This is a genomic window from Arthrobacter sp. zg-Y1171, assembly GCF_025244845.1.
Lineage (GTDB): Bacteria > Actinomycetota > Actinomycetes > Actinomycetales > Micrococcaceae > Arthrobacter_B.
The window spans coordinates 228,498-242,064 of the sequence record NZ_CP104264.1 but is presented as its reverse complement, the minus strand read 5'-3'; the positions used below and the strand labels follow the sequence as shown (position 1 = coordinate 242,064).

The window sequence follows — 13,567 nt, the reverse complement described above, 5'->3', positions numbered from 1 at the left end:
CTTCGGGCGGGCTATAAAAGTGCAGCGTGCGTCATCATACTTACAGAATTGCTACTGATGACTGCGGACGGCAGCCATCTTTACCCTGTCCGCGCCCGTACGCCCCTGAAGCTCGTCGACAATGACGATCTGGAGGAGGTGGAGGATTGGTTCCGGGTCGGGGTGGTGAGCCTAGGCTCGAATACGACGACGGCACAGCTGGTCATTGAGGCCTACCCCCTCGGTGGGCTGGATGACGACGACGACAGCCCGGCGACGGAATGGCCGAGGCATAGCAGGAACTTGCTGGAGTAGAACGCCGTGGGCCTCAGGGCCAACGACGTGCCGGAGAGCAACTGGAAAGAACTGCCACAGTGCAGCGCGATGCAGGACGGTCGCCTCACCCTTCGAGGACGCCCCTGCCTTGCTGCGGATGGCGGCGCTCGATGCATAGGTCAACAATGCCGAACGCGAGGGCGACCGGCTCCCCGCCAAACCCGGTAGTCACCGCCAAGGCGAGAAGCAGTGCAGGGTGCTGTGGAATGGCCGGTGACATGCCCGACGCCCCCTGGCCATTGCGTTCTACACCATAGCTACGGAGGACAGCTTCGGGGAATAGACACGGAAACAACCTCCGGTTTGCGCAATGGGTGCGTCGACTTTTGTAACGGCGTTCATAACCCAGCAAGAGGTGTCTCTACAGTGCCGCCTTTCGATCCGTGCCCCACGATTCAGTAATCCCAGACTCGGCCCAAGGCGGGAAGCTCAGTCCGTGTCGGAGAGACGTAAGTTCCACGTTAAACAGAGACGGTTCGACTACGATTGCGAGTTATGACTTTGCCTGACCCGTTGCAGGGCATCCCCGCATTGCCCTCCGGGGATGACTTTGAGGCGTTTGTGTGGAGCCTACTTCAAAGACGATACCCGCCAGAGAAGTTGCGCTACTTTCCTGCCGAGATGGGTGGCGATAAAGGGCTCGAAGGCTTCTCAACCGATGGTATCGCCTACCAATGCTATGCCGACAAGGACTCGCTCGACTTGCGAGCTCGCACCCAAAAACAGCGAGCCAAACTCAATCGCGATACCCTCAAATTACAAAAGAACAAAGATGACCTACCTCAACTCCTTGACGGGCTTATAATCCAGAACTACTTTTTAATTGTTCCGCAATATCATTCAACCGAGCTTGTCGCCTACGCTAACAAACGTGCTGCGACCGTGCGCTCATGGGGATTGTCTTTTATTTCGACTGATTTCTCTATCACGCTTAAAACACCACAGGATTATCAGGGAGAGTACCAGGCCGCTTTGAGTGATGCCGCTGTGCAGGTCCGCCTTCCCGAGCCCGTCGTATCAGACGGTGCGGTCTCGGGGTTTGCCGGAACTCAGCCTATGCTCACCACGACGCTGTTGAGAAAACTACAAGACTTGAAAAATCACCACCCGGCAGCGGATATCCAGACCATGCGCAAGTCTTTAACCAAGTGGTTCCTCGCCAAGGAAGAAATGATGGAAAATCTGAGAGACTTTCCGCAGACGCGTGAAGCCATCGAAGCCCAACGACGTTTGCAACAGGAAGCTCTGGAATTCGAGAACGGGTTCGCAGTTACTCAGCCTCACGATCGTGTCCTCAAAGTTGTGGACGACTATGCTAACCAACTCGAATCGGTTGTCGCTGGGCTGAGGAAGGGTGATGCACAACGCCTATCTCGCGGGCAGGCGGGCGAATGGTTGATGCGTTGCCCGCTCGAGTTCCAGGCACTGCCATGACCGAATCATCCCAACTTATCGATGGGGAGTCGGAAACATTGAGGTGGCTGGACGCCCCTATGAACTTCGTTCCTCGCCCCGATCCAGTGTCACCTGATTTTCGTCCCGAACTACGCATTGCGGTTTGCCTTCTCATCGTTGAGAAGAGCCGTGCAGGGAAGGCAACTTGGAAGGCAATGCACGTCCTGAGTTGGGCGCTCCAATCCGCGAAACGTGTCGAAATGTTGGCGAACATCAAAGTTGGCACCGCGCTTCTGGATACGCCTCTCGTTCGTTTCGAGCCCGCCCTCGATCGAGCTCTCGACCTCGCGCTCGGGTTGGGTTTTCTCTCGCGTGACGGCCTCGGACCATTCGAGCTGACCCAAAATGGCCGCGAGGCTCTCAACGAGATCCGCAGCGCGGGTGTACTCGAGCGTGAATTGGTTGCGTTGGCGGCCGTAAACGGAAAAGTTTCCAACAAGGATATCGAACGACTACTTGAATGGCGATCCCTATGACCTTGAGAATCCGTAATCTGCGCTTACGGGTCCAGACAGGACAAGGCCTCTATGGGGCTGACATACCTTTCAATAATGGACTCATGATTATCCGTGCAGAAAACTCGCGCGGCAAGTCAACAGCGGTTCAGAGTATTTTGTTTGCACTCGGCTTGGAAAGGATGATTACTAACCAACCTGCCAGCGCACTGACGTCCGCAATGCGTGATCGCCTCATCTACGATGCTTCCAGCAAGGCCGAGACTAGTGTTCTCTCTTCACATGTGACCGTTGAAATCGAGGGTCATAACGGCGCGATTGCGACGGTAACTCGGTGGGTACGCCACGATAATTATGGAACTAACCTCGTTAGGGTTCAGCACGCTGCTCTTAATGACATAACTTCTGCTACGGATGTCGATGACTATTATGTTGGGCGCTCCGGAGGAGCTTCCCGCGAGCGAGGTTTTCACGTCTGGTTGGCCAGGTTCATGGGTTGGTCTATGCCCGAGTTGCCAGCTCGTGAGGGCCGGACATCCCAATTGTATATGGAACAAGTCTTTCCATTGTTGTTTGTCGAACAGCGACGCGGTTGGGGCGGAATCCAGGCGCAGATGCCTGCTTTTAGCGGCGTAACCGAGGTGCGCAAACGCGCTGTAGAGTTCCTTCTTGCACTTGAGGTTGGTCAGTATGAGCTGACCCGCCAACGGCTTCATGCGCGGGAAGTGGAATTAGCAGAAAAATGGCATCTCGCGGTTGCTTCATTTGGGCAGTCACTCAGCGGAAGCGGCCTCAAGTTGTCCGGACTTCCTGAGCGTGTCCAGACGATATGGCCGGATGAAGCTCGCCCTGCCGAGGTATACGTTTCTCGCGGTGATGACGACTGGAAAGCATTAGATTCTTACATTGAAAGTGCGAATGCTGAACTAGCCAGACCAAGCTCGATTAAAGCGGTCGATCTTGACGGTGACTCGAATATATCGACACGAATAATTGAAGCTCTGGACGACTCTCGCCGGATTCGTGCAATGGACCTTGCATTACGGGAGGAACTGGTTCGCCAAGAGAATGAACTTCAGGCGATCTCCCGCCGCATCGAATCATTAACTGAAGATCTGCGTCAGCACCAAGACATCGTGGTGCTGCAATCATTAGGTTCAAAGGTTACTGAGCAGCTTGCGGAGGACTGCCCCGTATGCCACCAGCACCTCCCAGCATCGCTTCTCCCGACGGACGTGCCGACCATGACGGCCCCCGAAAGTGTGGAGTACATCAAGAAGCAGCTTGACCTGTTTTCTTCAATGCGGAGTGACGCCGAACAGGCGGTACTCGCCAAGCGCGAACGATGGGTGGCCTTGCGACAGCAAGGCGACGCGTTGAGCGTTTTAGTTCAAGCATTGAGAGATGATCTTGTGGGTGGACCCACCGAGGAGACGTCCTCTGCAGAACAGGTCGCCGCGCGCATCGAACTTCGAGATCGGCTGCAGCGTTTGGAAAGTGTCAGGGAGCGTTTCGATGAGCTTCAGATGCAGCTGGAAGAGCTCGCCACTGACACAGCATCCATAAAGTCCAAGTTGAAGGCCTTGCCCAAGGATGAATTGTCTGATGAGGACCGCCAGAAGTTACGAGACTTGCAGCGCTCGTTCGTCGATCAATTGCAAGCTTATGATTTCGGCTCCTTCAGTAACGACATGATTCAGATAGCGGACGATAACTATCTGCCACGCCGGGACAACTTCGATCTTCAAGCTGATATCTCTGCCTCGGATTCGGTTCGCGTCATTTGGGCATACCTATTGGGCTTACTTGAGATTGGCGAACAGTGCGACACGAACCACCCTGGCCTTGTCGTATTCGATGAACCCAAACAGCAAAGCGCAAAAGACCTCTCTTTCAAAGCCCTGCTTAGGCGCGCCTCAGGCGACAACGCAAATAGACAGGTTATTTTCGCGACTTCCGAGCCACTCGAAACCTTGAATTTGATGTTGGAAGGAATCGAACACTCCCTCGAGGTTGTCGCCGGTTACCTGCTGAAGAAACTCAACTAGGACAGTCTGGACGGCGCCGTCTAAATTGACTCGATGGCTGCTCGAGACTGTCCTTGGTTTTAGTCAATTCCCTGGCTTTTCAGGACTTACGTCTCGCAGGGAGAAGGTTCCTGCAGCCATGCGCCCTATCCTGCCGATCTCTTCGCCGCTGTCGGAAGCGTAGAGACTCAGCAGTAGCTCCGAGGTGAGGAGAGCAATAGTGCCGTGGGACTGCCTGCTGCCGGTTATTCCCCGTTAGCTTCTCAGCACGCGCCTCACCCACCCCGCCCTCCCACCCGGCTAAAATCGAGGAGGCCCGTTTTTCCCCACCGCACGGGCGGAAAGCGCAGAATGTCCTTCATCGAGAACGCCGTTGCCCGCTGGGCCGAACTGCAGCGGCTCCAGGCCTCCCCCGGCTGGAAACTGACCAACGCCAACGCCTGGGTCCCGGCGCTCTTCCGTGAGGCCTTCACCCGCACCCGGCCCCGGGTTCCGCTGGACGATTTCCACGCCATGACGGACTCCTTCCTGAACCGGCTTCGCATGGACGGCGTGCAGCTGCGCGAAGACTGGACCGGACGGAACTACGCCGACGACTGGGTGGCGCGACGCTTCCTGGCCCGGCCCCGCGCGGACGGGAAGTTCGTCTACGAACTCACCGAATCCTCCGCCCGCTTCCTCTCCTACCTGGACGGCTACACCAGCGACAAAACGTCCCTGAACTCCTCCCGCCTGGCCACCCTGCTGGACCGGGTGGAAAACCTCGCGCAGGAATCCAACCCGGACCCGGCCGCCCGCATCGCCGTCCTTAAAGAAGAGGTCGCCCGCCGCGAGGAAATGATCCGCGCCCTGGAATCCGGCGAGGCACCCCCGCCGCTGCCGGACGACACCGCCGTCGAAGCCGCCCGCGACATCCTCGACCTCGCCGCCGCCCTGCCCGCCGACTTCAAGCGGATGCGCGACGGCCTGGAGAAGATGTTGCATGACCTGCGCCAGGAAATGGTGGAATCCAACGCCGCCAAGGGCCTGACCATGGGCGAAATCCTCGAGGCGGACAAAAAGCTGCGCAGCACTGCCGAAGGCCGCACCTACGAGGGCTTCACCGCGTTCCTGAACGACGCCGACCAGCAGGCCCGCTTCCGCGCCGCCATCGCGGAGGTGCTGGAACGGGACTTCGCGGACGACATGAGCCCCGAGGACCGGCAGAGCCTCTACCGGCTGATCAGCGACATGCGGGACCAGGCCACCGAAATCCACCGCATCTACGGCCGGCTCTCCGAATCCATGCACACCTATGTGCAGAGCGACGAGTACCGCGAATCCGTGCAGCTGCGCCAGCTCATACGCGCCGCCGAAACCGCGATCCACAAGGCTCCGCGCGGACGCCGCCGGGCCGCCGTCGTCCCCGCACCGCAGCTGCACGGCTCAGGCTTCGAGTCGCTGAGCATGGTCCGGGTCTACAACCCCGAAGACCACGCCGCCCCGCGCACCCTGCCCGATCCGCCGCAGTTCACCGAGGCGGACATCCACCGCTCGGTCCGCACCCCGCGCGCGGACCGGCGGGTGCTGGCCGACGCCGTCTCCCGGGCGACGTCGACACGCACCAGCGCCACCGTGGCCCAGGTCTTCGAGCAGCTGCCGCCCGAACACCGGCACCTGAACAGCATCCGTGCCCTGCTCGCCGGCGGTAGCGCCGATTTCGATGCAAGCAAACCCCTTGAATCCGTCACCTTTACCCAGATCGACGGCAGCGAGCGCACCGCGCTGCTGCCCGCCGTCGCCGTCGCGAAAGCCCCCGAAAAATGAGCGAGACCACCGCAGAACTGTCCGAATCCCCGGAGGAATTCGAGCCGGACCTGGAAGAAGAGCACGCCGAGCACGCCCCGCGGGACCTCCTCGTGGACGGCCCGGAACTGTTCCCCGGCGACACCGGCACCCTGCCGCTGAAGCTGCGCCAGGCCCTCATCCGGCTGCTGCGCGGCCCGTACCTGGACGCGAACTCCTCGGACAACGTGTACGAGACCGTGGTGGACAACCAGGAGCAGCTGCGCGCCCGGCTGAGCGAACTGTTCCTCACCCTGGTCATTGACGAGGACCGCAAGGTCGCCCTGCTGCGCCCGGTGGAGATGGCCGAACCGCACACCTCCGCCCTGCAGCGCCAACGCGAAATGACCCGCGAGGAAACCCTGCTGCTGCTGCGCATGCGGCTGATCCTGGACCGCCACAACGGCACCGGGAACGAGGCCACCATCGCCCGCCAGGACATCATCGAGGTGCTCGAGGGCTACGTGGATCCGGGCCAGCGCGACGCGAAGTCCGTGGAGGACCTGGCCGACGCCGCCATCCGCAAGCTCGTGCAGGACCGCCGGCTGCTGCTCCCCACCGAGCTGGACAACGTCTGGGTGATTTCCAATGCCCTGCCGCTGGCCCTGCCGTACAGCCAGATCGGCGACATCATCACCTTTATGCAGACCCTCTCGGGGCAGGATCCAGACGGCACCCCCGCTGACGAAGAGAACGACGGCGAGGAGCCGGCATGAGCATCGAAACCACCCTCCCCATGGGAGACCTGATCAACCCCGGCCAGAACCGGCTCGCCTCCGTGCAGATCGTCAACTGGGGAACCTTCGACGGCGCGCACACCATCCAGGTGGACCGTGCCGGTACCCTGCTCACCGGCGACTCCGGCGTCGGCAAATCCACCATCTTCGACGCCATGCTCCAGGTGATGGACGCCCGGCCCCGGATGAACGAGGCCGCGCAGAACAACTCCGGCACCAACGCCGAGGAAAAACGCAACGCGTTCTCCTACATGCGCGGACGCCTGGGCACCCAGGGAGCCGACGACGGCGCGGGCACCGCCTATCAGCGCCCCGGCGCCACCTGGTCCGCCGTCTGCCTGACGTTCGACAACGGTCTGGGTCAGATCACCAGCCTCTCTGTCGTCATGGACCTGCCCGCCACCGGCACCGAGCACAACCTGGGCCGCTACTACCTGGTGCACAACCGCCCGCTGGACCTCAAGGCCCTGCAGGCCGGCATGCGCGGCCGCTTCACCAAGGGAAGCCTGGAAACCCTGCTGCCCGGCGCCGCAGTGTTCGATTCGCACAAAATGTTCGCCGAACGCTACCGCCACGCCCTGGGTGTGGAGGATGAGAAGGCCTTCAACCTGCTGCGCATCCTGCAGACCGGCAAGGGTCTGGGCGGCACGGTCAATGACTTCTTCCGCAACAACGTGCTGGACACCCCGCGCACCCTGACCGCCGCCGAAGAGGCTGTGGAGGACTTCAGCCACCTGCGCAGCATCCGCCGCCAGCTAGAACGCGCCCGGCAGCAGCGCGACCACCTGCAGTCCGTCCCCGAATTGCACACCCGCTACCGCGAAGCGGCCGACGCCCTGGCGCACAACCGCGCCCTGGCGAAGGAAGGCCTGCCCGCCTACCGGCAGCGCCTCGCCCTCGAAGGCGCGCAGCGCACCGCCGAGAAGCTGGAGCAGGCCGCAACGGAAGCCCGCTCCGAACTCTCCGCCGCCGAAACCCGCCGGGCCACGCTGAAAGACCAGCGCGATGCGCTCAGCACCCGGTACACCGAGGAGGGCGGTGGAGCCATCGCCACCCTCGAGCGGGAACTCGCGGCCGCTGCCGCGCAGCTGCGTTCCCGCGAAACCGTGGAGAACGCCGCGAAGGACGAGCTTGCCGCCGCGGGGATCGACGTCGACTTCTCCCCCGCCGGGCTGGTCACCGCCCGCAGCCGTGCCGCGGAGCTGGTGAAGTCGCTCGGCACCGAGCTCGACGCCGCCCGCGAGCGCAGCAGCAACGCGCACGGCGAGGCGTGGTCCCTCAAGGGGCAGATCGCGAAGCTGGAAAACGAGATCGGCTCCTTCCGCCGCCGCACCTCCAACATCCGGCAGGACTCCCTGGACCAGCGGACCCGGATCTGCGCCGCCACCGGCATCGACGAAGCAGACATGCCGTTCGCCGGCGAACTGATCGACCTGCCCAACGAGCACGTCCAGTGGCGTCCGGCCGCCGAGCGTACGCTGCGCTCACTTGCCACCGCCCTGCTGGTGCCGGGCGAGCACATGGCCGCCGTGACCCGCTACCTCAGCGAGAACGACATGCACGGGTACGTCCGCTGCATCGACGTCTCCGTGCCCGTGGACGGCCCCACCGAGCCGGGCCCCGATGACCTGATCACCAAGCTCCTCACCCACGACTCCGCCATGGGCGACTGGGTGCGCCGGAAGATCACCGCGCACTACGACTTCGTGTGCGTTGAGGATCCGGCCGGGCTGGCCGACGTCGCCAAGGGCGTGAGCCTCGGCGGCGCGGTCAAGCGCAACCGCAGCACCACGGAAAAGGATGACCGGCACACCAAGGCCTCGGACAACGTCCTGGGCTTTGACAACAAGGACACCGTCGCGGCGCTCGGCAACGAGCTGCTGGCCCTGCGCGGCGTCTTCGAGGAAGCGGACAACCTTTCCCGGCAGCACGCGCAGGAACAGGACGAGCTGGTCCGCCGGCTCGCCGCCGTGCGTGCCATCGCTGCAGATGAGCGGACCTGGGAGGACCTGTCGGCCGACGCCGCACGCGCCGCCGTCGCCGTCGCCAATGACCGGCTGGAATCCGCCCGGGATGCCAACGCCGATCTGGAGCAGATCCGCTTCGAACTCGACACCGCCGAACTGGACCTCACCGCAGCCACCGAGAAGGTGGGCGTACTCAAGGGCGACGCCGCGAGGCTCGACGCCGACCTAGCCGCCGCCGTCGAGCGCCGCACCGCGCTCTCGGCGAAGGCACCCGAGGCCCTGTCCGAGGGACTGCGTTCCGCGCTGGCCGAGCTGTTCGAACCCTTCGGGGAACTGACCGACCCGGCCCGCCTGAAGGAGGCCGCCGGCGAGGTGGAACGGTCCCTGATCACCGAGCAGGCCCGGCTGGAGAAGACCCTGCTGGAAACCCGCGCGAAGCTGGAACGCACGTTCGAGACGTTCAGCGACAAGTGGGGTTCGGACTTCGGCACGTCGGTGGAATCCGCCGGTGCCTACGAGGACCGCTTCGAGGACATCATTTCCGAGGGCCTGCCGCAGCGCGAAGCCGAGTTCCGCGAATACTTCAACAACCGCACCTACGAGCGTTTCAGCGACCTGCTGCAGCTGCTCGACGAGGAACGCCGCAGCATCTCCTCGCGCCTGCTGCCGCTGAACTCCGTGCTCCGCCGGGTGGAATACTCCGCCGGCAGCCACCTGGAGATCGAGGTCGCCACCACCGTTCCGGACGCCGCGCACAAGTTCCGCACGGAACTGAAGAACGCGCTGCCGATGATGGGCTCGCGGCAGGATAAGGCGGACATGGACGCCCGGTACGCTGCGCTCGAGGGCCTGGTGGACCGGTTGAAGGATCCCGAGGAGAAGCGCTGGCGGGCCGAGGTGCTCGATGTCCGTTCGCACGTGACCATCACCTGCACGCACCGCCTTGCCAGCGGGCATACCTACACCAACCTGCAGGCGTCGCTGATGTCCGGCGGCGAGGGCCAGCGGTTCACCGCGTTCATCATGGCCTCCGCGCTGGCCTACCAGCTGGGCATCGTGTCCCAGGGTTTCAGCACCTACGGCACCGTGATGATGGACGAGGCGTTCGTGAAGTCGTCGCTGTCCTTTGCCGAGGCGTCCATCAACGCGCTGCACGAGTTCGGCTTCCAGCTGCTGCTCGCGGCGCCGGAGGACAAGGTGGACCTCTCCCGCTTCCTGGGGTCGGTCACGGAAATCCTGCGCGACGACGTCACCAACCGTTCCGGCGTGATGGAACGGGCCATGGGCAACTCCCGGTCGGTGGATATCCTGCTGCGGTAGGTTCCCGGCTGCGCTAGGCGAGTTCCGGCGTCGGGCCCCTCTGGCACGACGTCGGCGTCGGGACGAGACTGGGGAAGATGAGCGCTCTTCATCTTCCCCGGTTCATCGGTTCCTGGCGCCGCCAGCTGATCGGCACGTTCAGCAACAACGCCGTCGAGATTCCGCAGTGGGAGCTCGAGCTGGCGGAGGGCGACGACGCCGGCCACTTCGGTCCGGACTCCGCGGTCTGGGCGGTGCACGGGTCCATGACGCCGATCATCGCCGGGGTGCGGGCCCTGCTGCTGCAGGCGCTGCATCCCGGGGCAATGGCCGGGGTGCACGATTTCTCCGACTATAAGGAGGATCCGCTGGGCAGGCTCGCCGGGACCATCCGCTGGATCTTCACCGTGACCTACGGGGACACGGCCGCTGCCAAGGCGGGCTCGGACTGGGTGCTGCGGCTGCACGAACGCGTGCACGGCACTTATGTGGACGCCGACGGCGCGGTGCAGCCGTATTCCGCCAACGATCCCGAGATTGCCCGCTGGGTGCATCTGGCCTTTACCGACGCGTTCCTTTCCTCGCACCAGCGTTACGGCGGTCCGATTCCGGGTGGGGCTGATGCCTACGTGGCGGAGTGGGCGGTGGCCGGTGAGCTGATGGGGATTCCGGATCCGCCGCGATCCGAGGCGGAGCTGCGCAAGCAGATGGCCGGCTACGATACCCAGCTGCGCAATAGCGCGTATGTGCAGGAAGCCCTGAAGTTCCTGCAGCGGCCTCCACTGCCGCGCAACCAGCTTCCCGGCTACAAGGTGCTGTTCGCCGGGGCGGTTGCCAGCCTTGAGCCGAAGCACCGGGAGCTGCTGGGGCTGCGGGCTCCGCACCTTGGTCCGGTTCCGCTGCCGGTGAGGTTTCCCGTGAAACTTGTTTTGGGTGTTATCCGGTTTGGGTTGGGCACGCAGGGGCCCAGCGAGCGGTCGGCCCGGGAACGGCTGGCGCGGCTGGACCGGCTGGCGGGCGGGCGCTAGCCGGGCGGCTCTCGCTTGCTCCAACGCCGGCACCGGCTGTCTCCATGGGTAGTTCTCCCCATGTACCTTTCGGGAAAACTCAGGAATACTCTGGCTTGATCGTTATTCGGCCAGGGGGACCCATGACGTATGAAATACTTCCCGATCAAATCCACGGAACGTTGACGGCTATTGCGGCGGATGGAAATGCCATGCATCGGGCGGCCACCGACGCCGGGACATCAGCCGCTGAAATTGCGGGGACGTTCGGCGCTGCCACGGAAGTCGCCTCAGCCTTTACCGCATTCTGGTCACCGCGCGATGAAACCGCCCAACGGGTCAGCAGCCTCCTCTTCCGGAAGGCCACAGCGGTTGCGGAAGCGGCTCAGGCCTTCATAACGGCCGACGGCGAGATGGCCACCACCGCGACGGCCGCCCTGTCTTCCCTGCCCGCAGACTATGCCCCGCCACTGCAGCGGGGCCACGGACGGTTTTTGGAGTAGATGATGAACGTTGCCTATGTTCCCGTGATCACCACCTCCTGGGATGATCTGCGCCGTCACTCCACAGACTTGCTGAACCGCGCCAATGCCGCCTCCTCTTTTTTTGAGCAGGCGTCTATCAACTGGACCCGTTTCCGGTCCGCATATATCCATTCCGCCACCCAGGAGCAGGTATATACCGCTTTGGATGAGCTGGGCGCCCCGATGCAGGAATGGGCCGGCGCGGTGTCCGCCGCGAACCGCATCCTCATCGACTTCTGCGACTCCGGCAGCGCTCTGCAGGCACGTGCCGAGGAACTTACCGAGGAGAGGCCCGGGATCTACGCCAAGTACCAGGAGGCGGAGGAGGCGGGAGAGGACGCGGACCCCGCGGACGCCGCTGCTATCAGCGCGTTCAACGAACGGGCTGTCCAATTGAAGGCCGATTGGGACGTGCTCGTCGAAAACACTGCCTCTTCCCTGCGGGCTATCTCCGGAGGGACAGATGACATGCTGGCCGCTCATGCAGGGCTGGGTGAGCGGCTGCTGCCGGAAGCGGACTGGGTTGCCTTGTCATCCGGCCTGAACGAGCGGTTCGGCAATATGTCGCCGTTCACGCTCGCTCATATGTTGAGCGGCCTGTCCGCGGATGAGCTTCGCCTCTGGGCCGATGCCAATCCCGAAGCCGCTGCAGTGCTCGCAGGAAATGAGTTGATGGGCCCCTACGCGGCCGATTCGCCGGAGCACATTATGATGATGGCCATGCGGGACGGAGCCGATCTGACCGAGGCCGGGGTCATGGGCATCCGCAACGCCTGGGACAGCCTGGACCAGGCTGGTCAGGAAAGGCTCCTGCTGCTCTTCCCGGCAGTCTTCGGGAGCCTCAACGGTGTTCCCATGGCTGCCCGCGCCCGGGCCAACACCATCACTGTGCCGGGCGTGCGTGAAATCAACGAGCAAGCGATCCGGGACCTCAAGCGGCCCCAGCGCCCTGCGCTGGATAATTTGAATGAGATCCAGGCCAATCAGGCCGCTATCGATTACTCCATCGCGGAGCAGGCCTACCAAGACGAACTGAATCGGCTGGAACAAATCCGCAAGGGGTTGGACCACGCAATGCTGAAGGATCTGCAGGTCGTCGCAGTCGGTCTGGAGGGCAACGGACGGATCTTGGTCATGAACGGCACCCCCTCTCCAGCTACGACAACCGCCGCGGTCCTTGTTCCCGGGACGGGAGCAACCCTGGGTTCGTTGGAGGATTACACGGGCAAACTGGCTAATGTTGACCGGAGCCCCGCTCCGGACCACGTGTCCTTCTACTATCAGGACGTTGACCTGCCCCAGCGCCTCATCGTGGACAACGCCACCTCCGCCTTTAACGAAGCGGCTGCTCCCCGATTGGCGGCGTTTGACTACGCTTTGGATCTTGAGGTTCCAGCGGAAACCCGCAGCACCTATATCGGCTACAGCGCAGGAGCCGGCGCCCTGGGGACAGCAGAACGGGTGGGATTGGATTCCAGCAACATTGTTTATGTGGCGCCGTCAGGGACAGGCCATGAGGTGGGTTCGCCCCAAGATACGGAAAACCAGGATGCCAATCGTTACTGGGTTCAGTCCAGGGATGACACCATCGCCATTGCTCAGGTAGTGGGCGGCGCTGCGCAGGGTGACGGCGGTCCCAGCGATCCGGTCGGACAAATGGGGGCGCAGCGGCTGGAATCCGGTTTCCTCAACCACGACAAAGGCGGACCGCTCGTTTCAGGGCACAACGAGTACTTCCGGCCAGGATCAACCAGCGCCCTTAATATGCAGGGCGTTATTCGCGGCACCAGCGTCTATCCGCACATCCCCGAAGAAATACACACTTATATCGGAGGGTATTGGATAGACAATCCCATGGAAACGCGTCCCGAGGATTACGCTGGCGTGAAGATGCAATCGATCCCGACTGAGAGTTGCCCGGCACAATGACTCGTCTCCGGCCTACGGCTTGCGCCCT

At 62.7% G+C, this 13,567-nt stretch carries 10 protein-coding genes; all 10 read left to right on the top strand.

Annotated elements, in window-relative coordinates; translation table 11 throughout:
- The first annotated feature begins 57 nt into the window (after positions 1-57).
- The 10 genes from N2L00_RS01220 to N2L00_RS01175 all read left to right on the top strand — a co-directional run bounded on the left by N2L00_RS01220 (position 58) and on the right by N2L00_RS01175 (position 13,539).
- Complete coding sequence (locus tag N2L00_RS01220) at positions 58-294, top strand: hypothetical protein (protein ID WP_255863604.1); 237 nt, start codon at positions 58-60, stop codon at positions 292-294.
- A 516-nt stretch (positions 295-810) separates the two neighbouring features.
- The gene (locus N2L00_RS01215; RefSeq protein ID WP_255863603.1) at positions 811-1,749 is read left to right on the top strand and encodes a hypothetical protein; all 939 of its coding nucleotides are present in this window, start codon (positions 811-813) and stop codon (positions 1,747-1,749) included.
- The gene (locus N2L00_RS01210; RefSeq protein ID WP_255863602.1) at positions 1,746-2,246 is read left to right on the top strand and encodes a hypothetical protein; all 501 of its coding nucleotides are present in this window, start codon (positions 1,746-1,748) and stop codon (positions 2,244-2,246) included. The genes N2L00_RS01215 and N2L00_RS01210 overlap by 4 nt, the downstream gene beginning before the upstream one ends.
- An 83-nt stretch (positions 2,247-2,329) precedes the next feature.
- The gene (locus tag N2L00_RS01205; protein WP_255863601.1) at positions 2,330-4,273 is read left to right on the top strand and encodes a hypothetical protein; all 1,944 of its coding nucleotides are present in this window, start codon (positions 2,330-2,332) and stop codon (positions 4,271-4,273) included.
- A 330-nt stretch (positions 4,274-4,603) separates the two neighbouring features.
- Positions 4,604-6,058, top strand: coding sequence for a DUF3375 domain-containing protein (locus N2L00_RS01200; RefSeq protein WP_255863600.1), 1,455 nt, complete (start codon positions 4,604-4,606; stop codon positions 6,056-6,058).
- The gene (locus N2L00_RS01195; protein ID WP_255863599.1) at positions 6,055-6,792 is read left to right on the top strand and encodes a DUF4194 domain-containing protein; all 738 of its coding nucleotides are present in this window, start codon (positions 6,055-6,057) and stop codon (positions 6,790-6,792) included. Before N2L00_RS01200 ends, N2L00_RS01195 begins: the two co-directional genes overlap by 4 nt.
- Complete coding sequence (locus N2L00_RS01190) at positions 6,789-10,100, top strand: ATP-binding protein (protein ID WP_255863598.1); 3,312 nt, start codon at positions 6,789-6,791, stop codon at positions 10,098-10,100. Before N2L00_RS01195 ends, N2L00_RS01190 begins: the two co-directional genes overlap by 4 nt.
- A 77-nt stretch (positions 10,101-10,177) precedes the next feature.
- A complete protein-coding gene (locus N2L00_RS01185) occupies positions 10,178-11,107 on the top strand; it encodes an oxygenase MpaB family protein (protein ID WP_255863597.1) in 930 nt (309 codons plus the stop codon).
- A gap of 122 nt (positions 11,108-11,229) precedes the next feature.
- Positions 11,230-11,589, top strand: a complete 360-nt coding sequence (locus N2L00_RS01180; protein WP_255863596.1) for a DUF6507 family protein — start codon at positions 11,230-11,232, stop codon at positions 11,587-11,589.
- A 3-nt stretch (positions 11,590-11,592) separates the two neighbouring features.
- A complete protein-coding gene (locus N2L00_RS01175) occupies positions 11,593-13,539 on the top strand; it encodes a hypothetical protein (RefSeq protein WP_255863595.1) in 1,947 nt (648 codons plus the stop codon).
- The last annotated feature ends 28 nt before the right edge of the window (positions 13,540-13,567 follow it).